The following is a 23,285-nucleotide window of genomic DNA, read 5'->3' as shown; positions in this document are numbered from 1 at the left end:
GCCGCAAATTGTTGCGCTGCCGACCAACCCCCATATGTCTTTTCACCCGTGACAGCATCTGTAAATATAGTCCGTGTAAACGTGATGGGCTGGGCCACATAGTCATCGTGGGCTGTAGTTCCATCCGTATAAACATAATGAATAGTCTCATTGACCGTTTTACTTTCCGTTGTCACGATTGGGACATTCTTGGTGTACACGACGGTAAATTCAAGGTCACCAGAATCACCAGTAACCGTCTGCGCTGACACATGCTGCAAATCTGAATTAGGCGCATCAGTACTTGTTACTGTATAGCCCTTGATTTGTGGATTTGTAACTGCATCGAAATCTTGACTATTACCCAATACCCATCCAGAATCGACTGGTCTACCAGTTGTCGCATCTAGTTCTATCGATGTTGTAATTGTTGAATAGTAGGTTGTCGTCGTTCCATCCACCGGATTCGTCACGGTCAATATATGGATGGGATTGGCGGTGTAGCTAGTGGTCAACGCATGACCATTTTCATCAACATAATTAATAGTTTCGTTAACTGTCTTGACAATAGCCATATATTCAGGCACATATACATAGATAACAGTACCATTGTCACCCGATTGGATTAAGGTTCCATTGGCATCTAAACTTTTTGTGCCGGTAACTGAGCCATCATCCATCTTAATAAATCTATAATTGGGAATTATTAATTGTTTAGTGGTGTACCGACCATTGACATACGCTCCATCTGGATAATTAGCTGTTCCTTGAGCTAGCTGATGTCCAGTAGTATCAACATATTTTACATTCACAGTCGCTGCTTCTTGAAAATCGAAGCTAGTCAACTTAAATTGTTGTAAATTTTTAGCTGCACCAGTTGATGCACTGACAACCATGGCCATTGCTTGATAAGAACTGGCAACAGTCGTCTTCCAAGTTAATACTTTACCACTAGCTTGCGTATAACTAACGGTTAACGTTCTTGTAGCACCATCATAGTTAACTACAAAATCATGAAAGTTACCATCAATATCCGCTTTACTTAACGCCTGCGACTCTCCTGTATCTTGAGCCCACCATCGCTGTACCTTAGAACCATTCGCAGTCGAAATTTCTTGGTTACTCGTCTTGACAAAGGTGCCATATGGTGCGTTGGCTGAGTCACCATTCCAACCAAAGCCATTAGAATTTGTTGATGAGATTTCACTCCCATTTTTATCTGATGATGGTGCTTGGTAGCTATTAAACCATGTGTCTAGCTTGAACCCGATAGCGTCTTGCAATCCACCAATACCTAAATTACCACCAGCATTTCCCACGTCAGTTGTATTGCCACTGTGAAAAGCAAACCCAATTCCATCCGCACCATTCGGGTTAGACCCCAGATTTACCTGACCAGTTAATGTAAAGCTTTTATTCATATCAATCTTACTGGTTAATGAAAAATTACCAACTTGATTATTTTGATTGGGCGTAATAGTTACAATTCCCGTCTTGGCATCATATGTTGCAGATCCGTTCAAACTAAAATACTTTAGGAAATTGTCCTTGTCTACATGAGTCAAGGCCGCTTCATCAGAGATCAACGCTTTACTTGTACGAAGCTGCTGTAACAATGTGCTATATGACACTTTTGTCTTGGTGGAGTACTTTTTAACACTAGTCGAGGTAGCACGAACCGCTTTGCCCGTAGTCGTAGTTGTTAATGATTGGGCTTGGCTTTTAGTGCTATTAATCTTCCGACTACTTGTACTGGTTGTCTGACTAGTATTTTTCGCACTGCTGGATTCTTGATTGCTTGTACGGGTCGCTTGATTAATACTCTTGGCACTGTTAGCTTCTTGATTGCTTGTACTGGTTGTCTGACTAGTATTTTTCGTACTACTGGATTCTTGATTGCTTGTACGGGTCGCTTGATTAATACTCTTGGCACTGTTAGCTTCTTGATTGCTTGTACTGGTTGCCTGACTAGTATTTTGAACGCTACTATTTTCTTGGCTAGTTGCGCTGACCGCCTTATTGACAACACTCGCGCTAGCGTCTTGATTAATTGATGCACTAACACTTTTATCATCATTTGTAAGAATCACATTACTAGACGTATGCTGATTTTTAGACGCATCAGTAGAGATGCTCGTCACATGTTGAGATGCTGAATCGTTCGTCACTTCGGAATCTGCTGCGGCGGCCCGTGTCATAGTAACAGTACCTACCCCCAATGAAACCAACGTAATCCCCATAATAGCCCAGTTTTTTCCACATTTATAAAGCTTATAGTGTGTTTTATGCTCTCCAAAATTATCCTTTTTTAACATAAAAATCTATCCTTTCGCACGATTTTGTAAAAAATCATGCGAAAGGATAGGTGTAAAATGGGACATTATAATTAAAGTTTCTCAGTTAAATTCACGATAAGTATAGCATTACCTATTTGATAACGCAGAATATATAGCACGATTTTTTACAAAAGCATGCTAAAGTTACCTTGTTGCCTTAATTAATCATAATGGTAACATCTTTCTACTACAAAATAAATTACATTTAATAATTTTTGTGTTGTCCATGAATGATTTGTATTGCAAAATATCAAATTTAATAATTATGATGGAAGGTCTCTAATTATGAACATTGCACGCTTTACTCCCTTGCGTATCTCATCATCCGAGCAAGAATTCATTTTAAATTTTTCATTATTGGAACATGATCTGATACACTTTTTTAAAATACGTGATTTCGATCACGCAATTAGTCGCATCAATAAATTCAAGGAAGTTCATCCTATAAATTGGATCGATGCAGAAATACTTAATCAACTTCTACTGGGCTTAATTGGTAGCTTAACAGCAGCTAGTTATACCCACAATCTCAACCTAAATGACTTCCTAAAATTGCGATTATATTTCTTTAATTTTATTAAAAAATCACCTTGTACATCATCGACATTTTGGCCATTAAGCAATGATATCATTACTACTTATTTCAATTTATTAGACAACTTCGACTTTCATGTTTCTTACCAGAATCTATCAAAACAAGTGGCTTTAACGGCTTATTACATCAGTGCCCATCCACAAGAACTTACTAACAGTCATGGAGTTCTGCATACTTTAAACTTGAACAATGATTACACCCAAAAACTGTTCAAAAAAGAACTAGGATTTTCAATTAATGCGTATATTCAGCATATTAAATTATCAGAAGCCAAGCGTTTGTTACTACAACGTCAGCTATCTGTCGGTAAAATCGCATCTTTATTGCACTTTTATGACACCCCTACGTTCTCAAAAACATTCAAAAAGGCTGTAGGTTTGTCACCACTCAAGTATCGCGAACTAAACTATCTGTCGTTAACAAGTCAGTCCTATTAATATGACCTGGTCACTATTAAACGCGTACTGGTGGTTATCGATACACGTTACTTGATGTTCATGGTACACCAGGATCACCTACTCAACACTTCAATTTGTCTGCATTAAATTGAAATGTCAAACGTTAAAAATGGGTCCGCTTAGCAGCTTGTGGGAAGAACTTACGTTTCAACAGATTATACGCTTTCGCCGGTAACTGTTGCTTTTCCATGTACATTACCGGGACTTCCACGTACTTAAGTTGGTTATGGTTGATCCACACGTCCAATAGGAACTCAGATAAGTACCCGAAAACGCGAGCTTCTTGGACATCGTAATCCGCAATATCGATCCGGTCACGCACAGCAAACAGAATATCAAAGACCCATTTGGCATAGTCGTCAAACTTAGGACCCGACATAATCATCATGTTAAACATGTGCGCCGACGTTCGATGCATCAACTGATCAAAATCATCTAAGTAGGCAGCATGACGTTCACTAATAACCGTTCGCATCATGTCCAGTGGTTCTCGATGATGTGCGTGAACGTAATGTGAATAATTCGATTCAATATAATAATGGCGCTTTTTTGGTACGATGACATCATATTGCTGCAATAAACTTTCAATTTCGGTCATTGATAAAATACCGGCTAATTTGCGTTTGGGTGCTTCAGACAAGTAGCGTCGATATTGATTCAAGCCCTTAACATCCGCATGACAGTTCTTCCAAATCCAGTACATCGCTGTTAGCTCGTTAAAGTTCGGGTTGCTTGCCGAAATGTTATCACCGACGTCATCAGGTTGATAATTTTGTGGTGCACCTCCATGGATCGCAGCACCAACAAAAATAGGTCGGTAAGTTGGATCCTGTGGCATTTGATACGGCTTATGAGCCGCTACATAAATTTGTACTTTCATTTGCCAGTCCCCCTCTGGTATGAAATTTGTGCCTCAAATCATGATAAATTTTCCATCATTTAATAATGCAAGTATTTGCACGTGACTGTTAGGTCAATTAATTATCTCGGTATTTGCCGGATTATACACAGTAATTTAACGACGTTGTAGCCGGCGAAATAGATACTGCCGAGGTAAAAAACAAGCTCGAATTCCCGGAAGATGCGGAATTGCCAGCATGGCAACCGTCACGAAGCCAATTCGGTAACTGATTGCGATGATCGTCGTCACGAGTGGTCCCATATGGGTAATCAAATGATTCGTCAACCATCCTTCAATGCCAATCACGTTTAGATCGATCAAATGAAAACACAGAACCACTAGCGATAACTGACCGTAGCGTTTTAACCACTTAATCGGCCGCGCATTCGGATAATGACTAAGCCAGTCACTGACGCGAATGATACACAAACTGCCAGCAACGCCCCCCATGACGCTAATCAACAGATTAGGCGATGTTGGAACTGTCAACGCAAAATAACCCTGAAAAGCACTCACTAACCACATGAACGTGAATAATAAATACCAAGCTGATGATATCCGACTTAGCAGGGCTGTTTGTTTAACGAGGTAACCAGCATATAAAAAGAGCTGTGCTAACAACGCGGCGTTAACGGCCCACGGTAAATAAGCGGCATGACCGAGCCAACCACCTAAGATTGCGAAAATAGCGAACACCCCGCCCCGTACAATGGCCTGACGCCAGCGCTGATGACGTCGGGCCGTTAGTAGCATCACACCATTGAACAGTTGCAGCGCAATAAACATACTGAGCAAGAACCACACGGCCCCAATCGGTTGAACTTGCCAGTGCCACGGATTGAACACTGCCGAACCGGCCCCGTATGCCGTGGCAATTAGTCCTTGTCGCCAGCTTGGAAAATACGCATTAAGGAGCGGATTCGGTAATAATCGGGCTATCGCACTTACGACTAAGAGCACAACTGCCGTTGCGAGATACGGTAGTAATAGGTTAATGATGCCACGCTGACATTCTTGTCGTGCCGGGCGTGAGCGATACAAATAACCGCTCAACATGAAGAAAATCGGCATGTGAAAGGCGAAGATCAAACTACCGAAGAATTGCCCGTTATAGGGGCCCAAGGTATGACCAATCACGACCGCTAAAATTGCGATTCCCTTTGCAATATCGATCCACTCAATTCTTTTGCGCATTAACAGAGCCTCCTATTAACTGGGAGCCACCAAATAAATCTGGTAATAACCGTTGCAACCAGCGGACATGTCGTAATAACCATACTAGTTCAACGCTAACGATCAGCACCGCGATACTCCAGAGCCAACCAGACCACCACGCACCAATAATTGGTGTCAGCAACCGATTAATGACCATAAATGGTGTAATCAGTAGACCGGCCACCAGCATATCACCATAACCCGTTTGAACAAAGTTATGCCGGCGTACTGCTTTGGACCGTGGCCGGTTCATCATCCAGGTGGCAATCGTCACCCACAGCGTCAAACATGGAATTGCCTGAAAGGTTTGGGCAAATGGCTGGCTGCTGATAAGGTCAAAATTCTTTTCCAGATTCACTTGATACATCGTGACCGACACCATCACGGCATAGCACCCACATGTCAGCAGCCACGCCACTAAGAGATGTTCTCGCGTAATCCGGTGTAACACCTCCGTTTGGCTCAACCAATACCCCATCAATGCAAAAAAGCAACCGGCCGTAATCGCGAGCGGCGAATTAACACTGATCGTCGTCAAACCAGTGAAATAGGCCAAGATTGGTACCATGCCAATAAATACGAGCTCCGCCCAAAATAGGTATTGCTGAATCGCAACACTCGCATGGTGTGCAATCACCCTTAACAACGGCAAGGTGACAAAGAAGCCCAACAGCTCATACAAAATGTCATAAAAGCCCACGGGCGCTTGGGCTAACGCGGTTAAAAAGCCGGCAATGTTAAAACTATTTAAACTGCCTTGGGTCACCAAGTCTTCAAGATAGAAGGCCAGTGAGAATAAGGTAATTCCGCCTATTATCCATAAGACTCGGCGAATCAACTGTGGCACGGTCAATGCCGTGCGCCGCAATTGATAGGCGCCCAGGGCCATCAACAATAAGTTGGGGCCCGCTGCCGTTATTAATGCAATGACGAGCTGCGGATAGAACCAGATACTTTGTGGTTGGTGGCTAAAACTAAATACCGCGTTCATCCCGGTATCACCGAATAGAATTAACATCAGGGCGATGATCAGGATCAACCGCTGGACCCGATAAGCCTGTTGATGATTCATCGGCACGACGCCCCCCTTCGAATAACGACAGGTTGGTCAAATGCGGGGCCGACTGCCGTTTGATAATTTGGTAAATCAGCGAATAACATCAGAATAAAGACGTTATACGTTACTTCTAAGAAGTGCTGATCAAACATACTACTGATGGCAATGGCCACAAAGATTACCGGCAACAAATAATCGTGTTGCCGCGTACGTTGATACAAAAACCAGGTCATACCGATAATTATAATCAGCGTTAATAGTAATCCGTATGAAATCAACATATTTAAGAATGACGAGTCAATGAAGAAATACGTTGCATCACCAACACCATTGGTAAACGTTTCAAACCGATCGCCGCCCCAACCATTAATTGGAATCGGGGCTTGGCCGAATAATTTAACGCCATATGCTAATAACGCGTTATTCCCTAGCGCGAGTCGCGTGGACAAGGTATTATTGAGCGCTACCAGCAACCGGTCTTGATAATTAAAAATATTCGACAACCCAATAATTAGCCCACTAGCAAGTGGTAACATCAAAAAGCTATACCGAATCATCGGCCGAAGCCACCGAAGCTGACGGCGATAGATATAGACCAAGTACAAGCTGATCAAAACGAGTAAAGCAATCACATCCGTCATCGTTTTCGTAAACTGGTAAATCATTGCCAGGCCAAACAACACGGGTAATAGCGCTACTAATCGAAAACGACGGGCCAATAAATACAAATACGCCGCACACAGATAGAAAATATGGGCCGCAAAATCAGTGGTATACACGACACCAAACGACTGACGTAACCCATCGGCAGTTGCAAACGTAATATTTTTAATCAGTCCGACTTCCGCAGCAACTAGCGCTAACAAGAGAATCGTCCCCACGACGCCCAGATAAACTTGAATGATCTGCCGAAACGAAACTTCCCGGGCTGCAATCACCAACATGATTGTCGGCATCAAATAATGCGCACCCGATGTGAGTGTCACGACAGTCACCAGTACAAGTAAACTGACTTCTCCAATAATTTGGCCGGGGGTCAAGGTATCTAAGCAAACCACGAGGCCCAGTAATGCGGCCAAAGTCGCTAATTCAATCAAAACGCCCACTCGATGCGGTATCATCTCGTTAAAGGTCGTCGTCTGTAGTGTGACTGAGGCTAAGTAGATTCCGAAGATAATCAGATAGAGCACATTACGGTGCTGCTGCATACTTGCTCCCCTACGTCTCATCATCGTGCCGCCCCCAACCCTGACCATATTTCACGAGGTACGGACTCAGCAACGCCAAGCCGCCCCCAACAACTAATATTAACTTCCAAAGCGCCCCGCGAATCACGTTCGTCTCACGCGTTACGGTACGTTTAACTGTCTTCACTCGATAATTTTTTAAGCCCGTCAGATTAGCTTTAATCGCCACATTGAACGCCTGAACATTCTGCTGGGCCACTTGCCGTGAACTACTCGTTGCTGTCACTCGCAAGACCGGTCGCCGCGCAACTGGTGCCGCTTGGACCGACTCACTCAGTTCCTGAATCGGTTGCCAAATGCCATAATGCGCATAGGCATAAGTGCTGGCTCGAGTCAGCACTGCACTCTGGTGTGGCATCACGTTGAACTGCGTGATAGCTTTGATATCCTGGCGTCGCTGACGTTTTAGACGGGCTGTTGACAGCCCTGAACGCGGCGTTTGCGCAATCTGAATATCAACAGATGCTTGATACACCGGCTTAGGTAGCCATCGATTGCCCGCCCATCCAAGGCCGACGCTTAGCATAATGATCAGCAATTCGAGCGGCAACCACCGCCACGCTAGACTAAAGCGTTCCTTTGGCTGTACCTTCATGTGCCTCACTCACTCCCACGTAGACTAATTTGAAATTGGCTCCAGAGATAATCAGTGACCAATAGATGCTGCTGCCCCACTGCTTTAAATCGCCGATCAAGTAACCGATAACGTGGCTGTTTCTGAACTTTTTCAGCTGTCGTCAAGTCAAATATTAACCGGTAGCGATGCTTGGTGGTCGGTATCAAATTCACCGCGGTCACTCGTTGTGACTGCGCATGATTTAGCTTAACGCGACCAACCAACCTGACCGGACGCGTCAACCGATTGGCACGATAAATGGCCAACTGCGTACCGCGCTGACGAAACAGGTATAAGTGTTGATCAATCAAGCTCATTCCAGCAACTTGGCGCGCTGGGAGCTTTCCTAGTTGTAACGCGTGCCAAGCTTTGACCCGTCCAGTCTTCGTGAGCTGTCCATAATAGAGTTTGGCGCGACTGCTTTGGCGATCAATGCCGCGAACCACAACAACCGCTGAACGAGTCGTACCTGGAAAGACGGCCTGAACCCGACCTTGCTTAAAATCAGCCCCGTTAAAGTTCAACCGTTGATGTTGCCAATCTTTAAAATTAGTCGTCCAGTAACGGTCTTTCCCATCTATCAACGTCAAGCGGCCATTCGCGTACCAGACACTCGGCCGTGACAATTGCACATGCGGATAACTAATGGGTAGTTTCGTCCATATCCGGCCGTCTTGGCTGGTACTGATACGACCGTACGTTGTCGCATCACCTCGATGCTGTCGATTTTGAAAGACCGGCGTGGCGGTATTCTGAGTACCGGCCTGTAAATACCGTGCTTGACGTAGCGTCTTGCGTAGCTCCACCGTCGTCTGTGCAGAACGATACTTTAGATGCACTGTTTGATTACGGCGCGGCAACAAAGTCGACAATGGATCGCGATTCGTTAAGACATAGCCATTAATGCCAGATTGAAATAAATTGCGGTGATTGACCTTACCTACTAAGGTAATTGGTCCGGGTGAAATAATCGGCGTCCCATTTTGATCAGTTTGATAAATCCGCGTGACCGTGTCTTGACCGCGCTGAATACTCAGGGCGTAGCAAGCATATCCCAATAATAGTGCGAGCAATGCTAGGCTCCCCCACACAATTGCTAGCCGTTTTCTCATCTTCAATCATCACACATTCTTTTATTTGGTCGTTGCAAATTCCGACGCGACTGTCACTAAGGCCGCGTGAATCACTTGGTGCATGTCATAGTAGCGATACTGGCCTAGTCGACCACCAAAGATGACTTGGGGTTCAGCCGCGGCGAGCTTCGCATACTGTTTGTAGAGCGTATTGTTGGTTTGATTATTGACCGGATAATACGGCTCGTCACCCCGCTGCCAGTTCGCTGGAAATTCACGTGTAATTACAGTTTGATCCGCATCGCCCTTACCGAACTCAAAGTGTTTGTGTTCGATAACACGGGTATACGGCGTCTCAGCATCAGTGTAATTGACTACGGCATTACCTTGATAATTATCCACGGGCACGGTTTCAGTCTCAAAACGTAGTGAACGGTAGGCTAATTCCCCTAACTGATAGTCAAAGAATTGGTCAATCATCCCGGTAAAGACGACTTTCGGGTATTGGGCAAGATACTCAGCCTTATGCGCAAAGAAGTCGGTGTTCGTTTCCACGGTAATTTCAGGATGAGCTAACATCTTCTCAACAATCTGCGTATAACCACCGATGGGAATACCTTGATAAGTATCGTTAAAGTAATTGTTATCGTAAGTGTAGCGTACCGGTAACCGCCGAATAATGAACGCTGGTAAATCCGTAGCCTTTTGTCCCCACTGCTTTTCCGTATAACCCTTGATCAGCTTTTCGTAAATATCGGTCCCAATCAACGCAATTGCTTGTTCCTCCAAGTTGCGTGGTTGGTGATCACCGAGATTCGCCGCCGCGCGTTGTTCCGCAATCTTAGCGGCTGCTTCTGCCGGTGTCCGAACGCCCCAGAGTTCACTGAACGTATTCATGTTGAACGGCAAGTTGTACATGTGACCCTTGTAATTAGCGACTGGGCTATTCGTATAACGGTTAAATTCCGCAAATTGATTAACGTAATCCCAAATTTCACGATCCGAAGTGTGGAAGATATGAGCCCCGTATTGGTGGACTTGAATCCCCGCCACTTCCTTAGTGTAGATATTACCAGCAATGTGGTCGCGCTTTTCAATCACTTTGACCCGTTTACCGCGTAAGGCTGCTTCATGAGCAAAGACGGCACCAAATAGTCCCGCACCAACTACCAAATAATCGTATTGTTCGTTCATGTGAATTCCCCCAAAATTAACTTGTTCTTGGTGAATTATAACAAACATTACGTGATAAACAATCGCTCAATATACGGATATAATGGGTTTTAATCAAATATTGGGGCTTGCTAAATTAAGTTTACTATCTAAATAACAAATAATATTATGATTACCGGTTTCAACCATTGCGACTAAATACAAGCAATCATCTGAATGCTTTCTGGTGGTCACTGGTCAAAAGGCCAATAAACGTTGCTGTAAAAACAGTAAAATTATCCATTCGAATTACAAAATAAATCTAAAAATTAAATTTTGCTTTTCCGTCTAAAATGTCACCAAAACACAAAACTAGTTGTGCCAAGAAGTTTTTTCTCAGCACAACTAGCTTTTAATTCGTTGTTAATAATGATGAAGCTGATGTCCAAAATTGAGTCGGCCTGGTTTAATAATCTGACCTTAAATTGCAATAATCACTGGTTTCGCCTGTATACGGTTCCCATGTCATCAGACAGCTCACGATCAGGCCCACACTAAAACTTCTGTCCCGGCATGAAGTTGGGATTCAAGCCCTCACGCTCGCGACTCGCATCACGTAACGCCTCCAAGTAAACTCTGATAACCATTTTGCGATAGCCACGATAAAACGGTCCACAGAGTTTAATGGCCAATCGGGCGTAGAATCCAAGCAACCATCCGAGACTGACCAATGAGTTTGCACGCCACCGCTTGATCGTAATCAAGCGATTACGCTGCCCGTAATAGAGTCGCCAATCGGGTACGAATTTAGACTTGAAGTCCAGGGACGGTAAAGCCGTCTTGTGAATTAATTTAGCTGCACTCACATTAACCGGTCGACTTAGCTTGGCCGTCCGTACCGCGTACTCACAGTCATCCCACCAAATAAAGTAGCCAGCGTCCGCCACTCCCACTTGCTTGATCACGGTCACACTCATGAAAACACCGCAGAAAGTGTACTGGTCAAACTCAAAATTACCGCGATATTCACGTTCAGGGACCGCCTGCGCTTGAAAGGTACTCCAATTGGTGAACCGGTTCCGCTGATCCGCTTGCAAACGGCCATCCTCAATATACACACTCCCCGTCAAGATTTGGCGATTTGGATGATCTTGCTGATAAGCAATTAGTTTTTCAAAGTAGTCTGGCTCAAAAATTGCATCATCATCGGACATTGAAACCCAATCCAAGTTCGGATCCGCCGCCGCAATCTGCATCCCCCGAGCAAAGCCCCCAGCACCACCGATATTTTTGGTCAAATACCGGTAATCAACACTTGGATTAGCCAAAATATCAGCTGTTTGTAATTCAGCTTTTGTCCCATCCGTCGAATGATTATCAATAATAATAATTTTCGCGGGTGGGACCGTCTGATTCAGTAGTGCCGTAATTGATTCGATTAGTAATTGTTTGCGGTTGAAAGTTACCACAATCGCCCCATATTGCATTTTTGTCCACTCCTTGTCTTAGCCTAACGTTCTGTTCTTTATGGTAAATAATCTTGATTGCGCCCAAGCCGGTCATGCCAACCATCACGGTAACCATGAACATACGCTTTTATCAGTGGCCCCGCTTGGCCCCATCTATCCCGAAAAAGCAAGATGGCGAATAATTTGCGCGCTAAAAAGCGACGGGCATACCAGCGGGTAACCCGAGTTTGCCCACGGTGTTTGAATAATGATGCCAGCCGATTACGCATCACGTAATATTCCTTCCACGGCGCTATAGCAGTACGAGTATACGTCGTTTTGTGTAGGACCAACGCGTCGTGGACATTTAGAAACTGACCATACTTGCGAGCCCGGAGCGCATATTCAAAGTCATCAAACCGAATAAAGTAATCCTGTTCAGGTAACCCAATTCGTTCAACAATGCCGCGACTCATTAAGATACCCACAAACGAAAAAATATCATACTTAAAGTCCTGCGCATAGTCGGCTTCGGCTATGGGCTTAACCGTCAGTGTTTGCGAATTGGTAATCATTTCACGATGCATCGCATCATGGTGTCCATTTGGTAATAACACTGATCCTGAAAATACGCCTTGTTGCGGCTGAGTCACAATCGCTCGCCGCATCGCCGCAAAGTAGTCGGTCTGAAAAATCGCATCATCATCAGAAATCGAGATCCAATCACAGTCAGTCTGCAATGCTAGCCGGATTCCAGTTGCAAAACCAGCGGAACCACCAAGATTTTGCTGACAACGAACGTAAACCAAGTGTTGATCATCAAAGTCAAATTGTTGCTGAATAAACGCCTCCGTCCCATCCGTCGATGCGTTATCGATGACGAAGACATATTCTGGCGCTTCCGGCTGCGTCAAGACACTCTCAATAGCCTCCGCAAGTAGCGCTTTACGATTAAAGGTCACAATCACACACGCAATTTTTGTCATAAGCTTCCCCCAAATTGTTATGATCACTTAAAACTAATCCGAATTAGTCAGTTAAACTGACTAGCCGTTTCAAGTAATTTTTCATTATACTAGTCTAGTTTGATTATAGCTAGACGTGGTGGTTAGGATAAAATATTTAAACCTGATTTTTGAGGGGATTAAACGTATTTAGAGGTTAGTTTGGAAAGATGCCTATCATTAACTATATAGTTATCAAAAACATGCCTTGATTTCAGAGTAATTTAAAAACACATCACAAAATTAGTTACCGAAGCTAATTTTGTGATGCGACACTTTCTTAATTCTTTTCGATTTTCTATGCAATCCTAGTTCCATCAATTGTACGCTAGAACACGGGACAGTCCGCCAAAATGACGCTAGCAAAAATTAGTGTTTTCGTTCCCCAGGTCACAAAATAAAGAGTACCCAATTACAGTCTATTCCTCACTGTGGTATGAAACCGCATTTATATCGCCAGACTGTACCTCTTAAAGTAGATGGGTATGTGATACTTTGTCAACCTCAAATTCAAAGCAACGATGAGTCTATCAGATAGTTTTACTCTATGTTATTCTGACTATTATTACAATATAAGAATACTAATAAGCTTGCATTAGGTGATTGACGATATAACTTTGAATTAAATAGCCTGATTAAGAAGACCATACCTCAAAGATATCGACGGGTGCAGTCAGTTTCGATACTTTCATCCTTTAATTATAAAAAAGAGTCTAAAATATTCTGCACCACAACTACAAACCATTATGATGCAGAACATTTCAGACTTTCTTATATATAAGCTTCAGATTATATTCATTAATAATCGTGATCACTTACTTTACGCGATGGTTGAAAAGGCAACCCATTCTCCACCAAACTTTGCTTAAAAACCAGATTTACTGCTGTAGATAAATCAAGTCCCATGTCACTATATAGCGATCTGAGCTGCTCCTTCTCCGCTTTATTAATACGCATTGCAAACATCGTTTTATCATTATCTGTCATGTCCATACCTCCCAGAACAATATTATCTTCTAACTAACTTCTTGATTAATAATTTAAAATCTGGAACTACGATTATCATAATTATATTGAAAACCACAGTAAAAATAATATAGTACCCACATAGTGCAACAAAATTAGAAAAAATCAATTTGATAAAATGAATCAGTATTAATCCAATAACAAAGATGGTATTTACTCCCAAAAAAGCTACCCAATAGTCGCGCATCTTACCATGAAATCCTGACTTGAATACAATCAATGGTTCCCACCAGATGTTAATCAACAAATTACTAGCAATCGTTCCCATAACAACTCCAAGAATCGATAAATGAAACACTTTGACAAATATGATTGAAAACGCCAAATTTGTAGCCGCTTCAAACAAAGACTTATACCTCTGCTCCCAGAATAACGAGTGAGCAATCTGAAAAGAAATTGCAATTTGTCGCAACTGATTTTGAAAAAACAAGAATATTATGGCGACCGTTGTTAATTCAGATAGCTGATATTGAGCTCCAACCCACAACTTAATAAAATCATCGAAAAAGAAATAGGAACCAAAAGAAAGGTTCATCAACAAAATAGCATTTCCCCAATAAAGTTGGAAAAATGTTCGTGCTTCTTTTGCATAATTGCGTTCAGTCCCCAAATTACCAATTGAAGCAGTTACAGCACTAATTGCAGTGTTGACCAGTGTCGTTATCCCATTAATCACCGTTGTATAGTTAGTGTAATTACCAACTGTCGCTAAATTTACAAACATGGATAAAACCAAGTTGTCAGTGCTATTCAACACTATCCCACCAAACTTAGCAGAGACCATGCCAATTACATTTTCTTTTAGTTTTTGAATTGTTTCTTGTGGTAATCTTGAAACCGAGTTACTAATAAGGTATGGATAAAGTTTTTTGCTACGTATACTAAGAGAGAGATTTGATGAAATCGTTGCAATTAATTGGATTAGCAAATATACAATATAATTTAACCCAGCTATTAGTAAAATAATTTGTATAAGCTGTTGAACAATCAAAAACACAAATTGATTGATGGAATTGATATAACCCCTTTGATCTGCAATTAACAAAGTCCTGTTTACCACCAGCATATAAGTTGCAGCTGAATTCAAAAAATACAATATGAATGCAATTCTTGCACCTGCAGGCATCTGTCCATTAATCAAATTAGGGAGTATGACAGTCATTATCAGACCAACCGTAATAATAAGGATGATGATCCAATGATAAACTTTCTTTAACAAGTGAATTAACGATTTAATTAATTCAATATCGTTTTTAGCCAAAGGTTCATATAATGAAGAAGATATTGCTACGCCAATGCCAAGTTCAGTAAATGACATCAGACTAAGGATATTTTTAAAAAGACTATCTAGTCCTAAAAATTCATTTCCTAGATGCTTAATGAAGATACTTCTGACAACAAATGACATGGCTAATGTTAAAAATTGAAAAATCACGCCATAAAGTGCATTCTTTTTACTTGCATGTATACGTGTCTTGTTTTCTTGCACCCAAAGTACCTCCTCATTTACTTTCCAATACTCCCCTAAGAATGCCACGAAGCGCAGCTCTGAGCTTTGCAAAGCGTGGCTTTCGCATAATTAATATTTCACGTAAATTTAAGATTTCACGAATCAACATTTTAACTGGTGAACCAGATTGAGGATGCCTTCTTCGCACAATCAATCTATTACGGAATATATAAAAAATTCGAAAAGCAGAATGATCAAAAACCTCATGTTCATTTAACAATAATAGCTTCGATAAAAATCCTTTTGTCACTGGCGCGCCGATTTCATGCGAGAACTCAACATCATTTATTCGATAAACCGAATAACCGTGCTCTGCTAATTTGTAGTCAAAATCAAAATCAACATAGTCAATGAATAATCGTTCATCAAAACCGCCAACTTCCTGCCATGCCTGTACGAGAACTAAATTTCCAGAAGAAATCTCTTCGGTTACGCGTTGAACTCTAGGTGTTCGTTTAGAACGTATCGTACAAACTTCCGTTGCGTTCCATTTAATATCCATGTATGCACCCGTAATGATACCAGCGTCCTTCAAACCTATACATTCCTTTTTTAACTGTTCCACATAATTGAAAGGTATTATTGTGTCCTGATCTAGCGTCAGTACCCAATCGTAGGACAAAAACTCAAATCCTCGAACCCCAATATTCTGAGCCTCTGCAATACCAAAGTTATCGTTCAACATTTCGACGGTCACATTATTATAGTTCTTCGTTAAACGCCGTATATCAATAATATTAGAGGAACCATTATCAACTACCTTAATGCTCTCAACCTGACCTGTCACTGCATCTAGAACTTGCTTAAATTGGGTAGTATTAGGATTGAAGGTTACGATTACACTACATATTTTCATTATATAATCACCATTATTTTTTTAATTGTGCCAAATACGGCAGCGATTCGGCATAAGGAGCTCCCCAAATTTTTGTATTTATATACGTCGTCAATGTGAGTACACTTAACAATAGCACCAGTCTTACCATGTTTTTTTTAGTCAAAGATATAACTCTTTTTTGCTCTAAAGTTACACACAATAGTATTATGACAAAAAGAAATGCATTTCTTGAAATACGGGAGTAATCTGGAGCTAATACAATAAAAAAGACTACTATCATAGAAATAGCACTTCCAACATACAGCAACTTAACTTTTTGTTGGTCAACATCTGCTCGCATGCAGATACGAGTCAATTCTGTAAAAAGAATCGAAACCAATAATAAAGTAATCCACATCATAATAGTTGTACTATAACTATTGCCCCTACCAAAATTAGTAATCACATTTTCAGCAGAATTACTTCTTGAAGAAAACTTCATTAAAAATGTTGCCAATAACTGCACAATCGATATATGACTAGAGATAGTAAACACAAATCCTAGAACATACAAAACTAATACAGCGTATTTATAAATCCGTTGTAGGACAATAATATTACAAAAACTCAACGGAATGATGATAAGAGCAAACACAAATCCTAAATCATGAAATTGGGTAGACAATAATATAACAAATATTCCCATTACCTTATAGAGCGATCTTCTTTTTGACAAAAGGCCAGCCCCCAACACAACCAAAGAAATCATCATTAGATTTCTTATCTGTGTTGCATCATTAAAGAATACTGTAATACCATACACCCCTGAAAAAAGTGCAACTTTATTTGTAAACAGACAGATTCCAACAAATAAAATCAAAAACGCTAATATGGCGAAGAATAGTCTGAATTGAGCATAAGTATAACCCAACCGTGAAAAAAGCAAAGATAAATCAGTATAACCTTTCTCAAAAGGTGATGCTTCCCACCCTAATAAATTATAGTGATTTAAGTATACCTGATAATCCAAAGTAGTTGATGGGTTGGCATTTCCCGCAAGAAAAGCAAATACTATCAAAGCAATCAAGCCAATGAATTTAGTCTTACTGAAGAAAACACTACTCAAAAAACAAATAAATATTGTGAACCCAAATAGCACCTAATCAACTCCCTTTATAATTTCCAGTCAGCATTTTCTCCAAGCTTCCCTGCTAATCCATCATGAACCGCTACACACAGCATTTTCAGTCTACTCAGGCTTCTCTTTCTGAACACGCCATATCGAATGTATCCAGACAAGAGAAAAATAACTATGTTCATGTAAAAAATAGTTCTATTAGTAATAAGTCGATTTTTCCCAAGATATACGCTATTCCGAACTTTATATAAAAATCTGCCTGGATTGGTTTTTTTTTCATAAAAAAGCTTGTATCCTGATTCTTGATTCCCATCATTTTCAAACCAAGACTGCGAGCTCTCATTCAATTTCAAATTATAACTTCGCAATATCTCATAGTGTGCATCTCTAATATTCAATGAGAATTCTGTGTCATCTTCATATACGAAGTACTGTGATTTTGGTAATTTAACCTTAGCCAAAACTGATTTTTTGATAAACGTTCCAGCCCACGGAATAAAAAAGGGCCTTCCAAACTCATCGGACCTATTCGTATATACTCGCGAAAATCTTCTAAAAGCAGAAAAACCCGCTACATTGTTTAAATAATAATTTTTGTTCCGATCAGAGCGTGCATCCACAGTTTTGTCTCGTCCAACCCTGTACAGAGACCAAACATACTTATTAACATCTATTAAAGACTTTTTGATTTCACAAAAACTTGGCAAGAAATGATTGTCCAACATTACATCGTCATCCAAAATCAGAATATAATCGTCTGGTTGTAAGAATTCATCATTCAAAGCTAACATTATGCCGCTTTTGAATCCCTTAAGTGAGCCTTGATTTTTCGCATAGCGCTGATATTCAACTCTACCATCAAATAATTGACTAATTTCAGCCTTCAAATCGTAATCACAACCATTATCAATTAAGTAGACCTTAACGGCCCCCGCATCAAATGCAGAACTAATTGTTTTTTTTAAACCTGCTAAACGGTCAAAACTACCATATGTTACTACTATTACTGCAAAGGAAATCTTATTTTCTGTCATTTTACTAGTATATTAAATAGCCTTTCACAATTTTTTCCGTCCCGCCAAGCAAAAGTATGATCAATTCGATTGGCATATTTTTTTTCGATTTCAAAGTTATTTGAAATAGCATTTCCAATTTCATCAATCAGCTCGACCTTATTGGTACAAATTGGTCCAAAACCGTCTTTATCATAATGAAAATAGCCTTGCTTATATTGTCCTTTACGATATTCTTCTAAATCGAACTGAAAATAAGCAGTACGCTTATATAAGAATGCAAAATCAAAAATAACACTCGAAAAATCTGTAATCATCATCGCACTTGCCAAAACTATGTCGGAGAAAACAGATGCTTCTGTATCAATTGGTATTATTTTGGTTTCATCTAAGTCAAATAACTTTATTCGTTTTTGTATTTCATGATGAGGCGGAAAAAAGTAAAACCGCATTTGATTATCCGAGATAAGACTATTCAAGTCCGAATCGTGCAGTAAAGAATAAATTTCCTTGAAATACTTTGACTCAATAAATTTATCATCATCTACATCTGCCAGATAATATCTCCAGGTAGGCATAAATACAATATTCCGCTTTTGAGTAATTTTGTTAGGATTTTCTAACAGTACATCATATCGTGAAAGCCCAGTCTTGATCACATTACCACTTGGATAGCCATATCGACTGCTTGAAAACTCCTCATACTCATCCTCAGTAGAAGTTACAAAGTAGTCAAATCTTGTTCGTTGATAATTTGCATTACCAGATTCATCATCCTTACTTACACCATGGCTTAAAAACACAAATTGTAATTTAGGTGCCAACCACCCATATATAGCCTTGAAATCATGCCAATTTGCTCCCACAAAGGGGATTGAATACCCATCATGTGTTGAGAGTATGTATTTCGCAGACATAAATGCAACCTTATGCTGAAATGAACTCGTAATTACGCTTTTTCCTATATGATGTATATTAGCTGCCGCCGCAGTTTCACCAGAAATGTAGTATACCGTATTAATTTCCGGATGATTATAGATTAGATAAGAAAAAAAAGCTTGCCCGTTATCTTTTGCATCAGTACCGGTTTCACCAATAAGCCATACATCTTGATATTTCTTGGAAAACTTTGAATAAATAAATGCCGTTAATACTATCGGAAACTGCAAAATAATTAACACTCGTTTAATAAAGTCTTTTAGTTTAATATTTCTTTTAACATGATAAATCACTGCCGCCTTGATTCGATTCATACTCTCTTTCCCCTCAATCAATTTATCAACGCAATAATTTCAGATTGATATTTTTTGTTCTGGCTCGGCAAAAAGCTAGCACCATTAATCATCTCATTATCATATCGATTATTGAGTTTAATCCTGTCGTATGAGCCATTCACTAAATATTCATACTGTAAATCAAAATGACCGATATCAATAGTTTGAACAATTTCACCAAATTCATAAGCTAAGACAGTCGCAGTTGGTCCAAGAGCAATTAACACAACAACATCCTCAAGGGATTGTTGCGAATTAATAAAATTTCTAATCTCTTTACGAATTTGATTTACTTTTTTGTATGCATCTTCTGCAGGCGCAATTATGCGCGAGACGTGCGCTGCATTTGCCAATAAATCATTACCGATTCCAAACTGAGTACCACTACCTTCAACAATCAGAACAGATTTTGCATTCCAAATCATTTTAATTTTCTCAATTATTCGATTTATTTTATTCTTATTCTTTAACTCGGTGATAACACGAGTAAAGCTAGCATCTAGAACCTCTTTTTTCCCAACACTATTTTTGAAGCTAATTATATTGTGCTTATTTCGAACAACATATGACCACCAGAACACCTTGGTTTTAAATCTGTCTTCACTTGTATCACAATAACCATGTGGCAACGCAACTGTCACTGCCGTCTTTTTTGAATCCCTCATAACATCTAAAAGTTGTTTCTCCAGCTCTTTGCTATACTCCTGAAAACCAATTCCGCGATGCTGAAATGCTAAATTAAATTCACCATCCCCAAATCTAGCTACAGAAAGCTTTTCAGAAATAATCATTTGAACAGATTCCTCTGGAGAAATAATCTTTAGACCCAGTTTTCGAACATATAATTTATAAGGCAAAAAATAAATGCTTCTCACAAACATTAGTATAAATTGTGTAATTGTATTTTTTTTTAAAAAGATCAGTAACTTTTTCATTCTTTATTATTATCCTCGTTACAAAATAAGCAACCTGCACTCATCCACGCAGAACTTTCTTATAAACAACTTTGCGTACAGCTTCAGGGCATAACCCAACCACTGTACCTCCCACAATTGAAACGATTAAGTCTTTTAAAGAAATCAATCCTTCATCAAAAAAAAGACTTCTCGCACGAATGTTTTGTAGTACATACTTGAATCCACCACGTCGACTTTGTAAACCTGAAACTCTTGCCGCCACAAGTACTTGTGGTAAGTTACTAATCGCCATTGCATCTCTGTTCAGCACTCGAAGCCATAATTCATAATCTTCATAACCAGGCACATCATGATACCCATGCATGACGTTATTAATAAAATCTCGCTTAAACATGACTGTCATATGATTCAACGGATTCCGTTTACGTGAAAACTCAAATATTTTACTTGCTTCAATTGGGACCTTCCGGTAACTAACTGGAGTTTCCCATGTTTCAACATACTCCTGGATTGTTCCTCCCAATACCATAGATTCTGGATGTCCAGCAAAAAAATTCTCTTGCAAAGCAATACGATCAGGTAGAGCATGATCGTCACTATCCATTCTTGCAATAAGTGGGTACTTACATTGAGCCAATCCATAGTTGAGTGCGACTCCCAGATTTTTTCTATGCTTCACTCTTACTAACGTAATTTCCAATAAAGTCTTGTATTTCTCGAAGAACCGTTTCAATACTTCTTCCAAAGTATTTGGTAAGTATCCATCACACACAATAACAAATTGCCGGGGCACTTTGGTCTGTTGAATAATACTTTCCATTGCCTCACTAAGAAATTGAGGATTCTCTTTAAAGTAAACAGACATCAAAACCGAAACATTTGCATACTTCAACGTGCACCATCCCCAGTAAATACAATTTTAACGGTGCCAAATAACATTTTAATATCGAACCAAACTGAAAAATGTTCAATATAATAATTGTCCAATTTGCACTTAGCATCTGGCGTAATATCATAGCCACCATTAATCTGCGCATACCCTGTGATTCCAGGGATTATTCGTAACCGTTTAGGAAAATCTGGAAACTGCTGACTAAACTCTTCCGTCAACACAGGGCGTTCGGGACGCGGTCCTACTAAACTCATATCACCTTTCAATACGTTCCAAAATTGTGGTAATTCATCCACCCGAGTCTTTCGCATAAACCGACCGACGGGGGTGATTCGTGGATCATTTTTTTGCGCCCATACTGCACCTGTTCGTGCTTCAGCATCTTGGTACATAGAGCGTAATTTAATCACATTAAAGCTCTTTCCCATCAGCCCAACTCGTTCTTGCTTATAAAAGGCTGGGCCCTTAGATGTCAGCTTCACAAAAATAGCAAACACCAAAACAATCGGTGAACTCAAGACTGTACCAATTAACCCAACAATCAAATCAAAAACTCGTTTCACAACCAATTTCCAACCGGAAACTGGTTTTCCAATCATCATTGGAAAGTGGTAGTTTGTCTGGGGTTGAACACGACCAACTTTGACCGTTTCATTAATTTCGACTTGTTTCACTTTGTTGTGCCCCTTCCCAATATTTGTTTAATCCTGATTCTAATGACCATTTTGTTGTATAACCTAATTTAACTAACTTACCGATATTAGCTACCGAACGTTTTACTTCCCCATCACGGCCTGGCATCATTTTTACTTTTAATGAAATTCCTGCTACCTTTTCGTATGTCTCAATAATGGAATTTAGACTGGTTTCATTACCGTTCGCAATATTGAACACCTCATGTGCCGTTTTACTCTTGGTAATCAGCCAAAGCGCCTGAATCACATCTTCAACATAAACGAAGTCACGTGTCTGGCTACCATCACCGTATAATGTAAAAGGCTTATTATTTTGCAAACAATCCGTTAAAATCGACAAAACACCTGAGTACGGTGAACTAGGATTTTGACCCGGGCCATACACATTGAAAAATCTAACGCAGACCGTTGGCAAATTATATAACTCCCCATACGCCAAGACAAAACGTTCCGTCGCATACTTATCAATCGCATACGGTGACAACGGGTCAACGCGCGAATCCTCTTTTTTAGGCAGTTCTGGCAAGTTACCATAAACAGCAGCCGATGATGTAAACAAGAATTGCTTAATTGGTAAATTAGTTCTCCGAATATATTCCAACATATTGAATACTGCAGTTTGATTCACTGAATGGGTTTCAGCTGGACGTTCAATCGAATCGGCAACACTAGCAACAGCTGCTAAAAAGTAAATATAATCAGGTTGTTCTTCCTGTAACAATTGTTGCATGAATTTTTCGTTGCGAACATCTTCGACATAAATGGTGACTTCATCCTGATGCTTAACATTATGTAGGTCCCCCATGGACAAGTTATCAACTACGACAACGTCCAATCCTTCTGCAACCAAGTGGTCCACAAGGTGGGAACCAATAAATCCTGCTCCTCCAGTTACCAATGCTTTCATTTAACTCGCTCCTTC

Annotated in this window: 21 protein-coding genes; 1 reads left to right on the top strand and 20 read right to left on the bottom strand. The window is 40.4% G+C overall.

The window, feature by feature from the left end; translation table 11 throughout:
* Nucleotides 1-2,294, bottom strand: a 2,294-nt coding sequence (locus ACWQAU_RS14030; RefSeq protein WP_463841233.1) for a lectin-like domain-containing protein, incomplete at its 3' end; no start/stop codon positions are given.
* A 306-nt stretch (nucleotides 2,295-2,600) separates the two neighbouring features.
* On the opposite strand from ACWQAU_RS14030, the gene ACWQAU_RS14025 reads away from it, so the two are divergent.
* The gene (locus tag ACWQAU_RS14025) at nucleotides 2,601-3,347 is read left to right on the top strand and encodes a helix-turn-helix transcriptional regulator (RefSeq protein WP_027822092.1); all 747 of its coding nucleotides are present in this window, start codon (nucleotides 2,601-2,603) and stop codon (nucleotides 3,345-3,347) included.
* 124 nt (nucleotides 3,348-3,471) lie between these two features.
* Here the strand turns inward: ACWQAU_RS14025 and ACWQAU_RS14020 are convergent, their stop codons facing one another.
* From ACWQAU_RS14020 to ACWQAU_RS13930, 19 genes are all read right to left on the bottom strand, one after another.
* Nucleotides 3,472-4,248: a DUF4422 domain-containing protein gene (locus ACWQAU_RS14020; protein ID WP_027822093.1), complete on the bottom strand. Its 777-nt coding sequence runs from the start codon at nucleotides 4,246-4,248 to the stop codon at nucleotides 3,472-3,474.
* A gap of 135 nt (nucleotides 4,249-4,383) precedes the next feature.
* Nucleotides 4,384-5,463, bottom strand: coding sequence for an acyltransferase family protein (locus ACWQAU_RS14015; protein ID WP_003643284.1), 1,080 nt, complete (start codon nucleotides 5,461-5,463; stop codon nucleotides 4,384-4,386).
* Nucleotides 5,447-6,556: a polysaccharide biosynthesis protein gene (locus ACWQAU_RS14010; protein WP_003643283.1), complete on the bottom strand. Its 1,110-nt coding sequence runs from the start codon at nucleotides 6,554-6,556 to the stop codon at nucleotides 5,447-5,449. The genes ACWQAU_RS14015 and ACWQAU_RS14010 overlap by 17 nt, the downstream gene beginning before the upstream one ends.
* Nucleotides 6,553-7,773, bottom strand: coding sequence for a hypothetical protein (locus ACWQAU_RS14005; protein WP_003643282.1), 1,221 nt, complete (start codon nucleotides 7,771-7,773; stop codon nucleotides 6,553-6,555). The genes ACWQAU_RS14010 and ACWQAU_RS14005 overlap by 4 nt, the downstream gene beginning before the upstream one ends.
* Entirely contained in the window at nucleotides 7,760-8,383 is a 624-nt protein-coding gene (locus tag ACWQAU_RS14000) for a YveK family protein (protein ID WP_003643281.1), read from the bottom strand. The genes ACWQAU_RS14005 and ACWQAU_RS14000 overlap by 14 nt, the downstream gene beginning before the upstream one ends.
* A 5-nt stretch (nucleotides 8,384-8,388) precedes the next feature.
* Nucleotides 8,389-9,516: a polysaccharide biosynthesis protein gene (locus tag ACWQAU_RS13995; RefSeq protein WP_228403022.1), complete on the bottom strand. Its 1,128-nt coding sequence runs from the start codon at nucleotides 9,514-9,516 to the stop codon at nucleotides 8,389-8,391.
* A 21-nt stretch (nucleotides 9,517-9,537) separates the two neighbouring features.
* Nucleotides 9,538-10,671: a UDP-galactopyranose mutase gene (gene glf / locus ACWQAU_RS13990; protein ID WP_003644178.1), complete on the bottom strand. Its 1,134-nt coding sequence runs from the start codon at nucleotides 10,669-10,671 to the stop codon at nucleotides 9,538-9,540.
* 512 nt (nucleotides 10,672-11,183) lie between these two features.
* Nucleotides 11,184-12,116: a glycosyltransferase family 2 protein gene (locus ACWQAU_RS13985; RefSeq protein ID WP_027822095.1), complete on the bottom strand. Its 933-nt coding sequence runs from the start codon at nucleotides 12,114-12,116 to the stop codon at nucleotides 11,184-11,186.
* A 38-nt stretch (nucleotides 12,117-12,154) separates the two neighbouring features.
* Nucleotides 12,155-13,063: a glycosyltransferase family 2 protein gene (locus ACWQAU_RS13980; RefSeq protein ID WP_024002495.1), complete on the bottom strand. Its 909-nt coding sequence runs from the start codon at nucleotides 13,061-13,063 to the stop codon at nucleotides 12,155-12,157.
* 816 nt (nucleotides 13,064-13,879) lie between these two features.
* Nucleotides 13,880-14,068, bottom strand: coding sequence for a type II toxin-antitoxin system RelB/DinJ family antitoxin (locus tag ACWQAU_RS13975; RefSeq protein WP_228403024.1), 189 nt, complete (start codon nucleotides 14,066-14,068; stop codon nucleotides 13,880-13,882).
* 22 nt (nucleotides 14,069-14,090) lie between these two features.
* Nucleotides 14,091-15,596 (bottom strand): lipopolysaccharide biosynthesis protein, encoded by a 1,506-nt coding sequence (locus tag ACWQAU_RS13970; protein ID WP_065080320.1) that lies wholly within the window; start codon nucleotides 15,594-15,596, stop codon nucleotides 14,091-14,093.
* Nucleotides 15,597-15,609: 13 nt separating this feature from the next.
* Nucleotides 15,610-16,473, bottom strand: a complete 864-nt coding sequence (locus ACWQAU_RS13965) for a glycosyltransferase (protein WP_079111777.1) — start codon at nucleotides 16,471-16,473, stop codon at nucleotides 15,610-15,612.
* 13 nt (nucleotides 16,474-16,486) lie between these two features.
* Nucleotides 16,487-17,593 (bottom strand): EpsG family protein, encoded by a 1,107-nt coding sequence (locus tag ACWQAU_RS13960; protein ID WP_027821996.1) that lies wholly within the window; start codon nucleotides 17,591-17,593, stop codon nucleotides 16,487-16,489.
* Nucleotides 17,594-17,607: 14 nt separating this feature from the next.
* Nucleotides 17,608-18,606 carry a glycosyltransferase family 2 protein gene (locus tag ACWQAU_RS13955; protein ID WP_027821997.1) on the bottom strand — a complete coding sequence of 333 codons (999 nt, stop codon included), beginning with the start codon at nucleotides 18,604-18,606 and terminating at the stop codon, nucleotides 17,608-17,610.
* Entirely contained in the window at nucleotides 18,603-19,838 is a 1,236-nt protein-coding gene (locus ACWQAU_RS13950; RefSeq protein ID WP_027821998.1) for a CDP-glycerol glycerophosphotransferase family protein, read from the bottom strand. The genes ACWQAU_RS13955 and ACWQAU_RS13950 overlap by 4 nt, the downstream gene beginning before the upstream one ends.
* 17 nt (nucleotides 19,839-19,855) lie before the next feature.
* Nucleotides 19,856-20,794 carry a GT-D fold domain-containing glycosyltransferase gene (locus ACWQAU_RS13945; protein WP_003644166.1) on the bottom strand — a complete coding sequence of 313 codons (939 nt, stop codon included), beginning with the start codon at nucleotides 20,792-20,794 and terminating at the stop codon, nucleotides 19,856-19,858.
* Nucleotides 20,795-20,834: 40 nt separating this feature from the next.
* The gene (locus tag ACWQAU_RS13940) at nucleotides 20,835-21,668 is read right to left on the bottom strand and encodes a glycosyltransferase (RefSeq protein WP_003644165.1); all 834 of its coding nucleotides are present in this window, start codon (nucleotides 21,666-21,668) and stop codon (nucleotides 20,835-20,837) included.
* On the bottom strand, nucleotides 21,665-22,342 hold the full coding sequence (locus ACWQAU_RS13935) for a sugar transferase (RefSeq protein ID WP_003644164.1): 678 nt from the start codon (nucleotides 22,340-22,342) through the stop codon (nucleotides 21,665-21,667). The genes ACWQAU_RS13940 and ACWQAU_RS13935 overlap by 4 nt, the downstream gene beginning before the upstream one ends.
* Complete coding sequence (locus ACWQAU_RS13930) at nucleotides 22,323-23,270, bottom strand: NAD-dependent epimerase/dehydratase family protein (protein ID WP_027821999.1); 948 nt, start codon at nucleotides 23,268-23,270, stop codon at nucleotides 22,323-22,325. The genes ACWQAU_RS13935 and ACWQAU_RS13930 overlap by 20 nt, the downstream gene beginning before the upstream one ends.
* Between the last annotated feature and the right edge of the window lie 15 nt (nucleotides 23,271-23,285).

This window comes from Lactiplantibacillus sp. 3062, from assembly GCF_055413545.1.
This window is presented reverse-complemented; position numbering and strand designations above follow the sequence as displayed.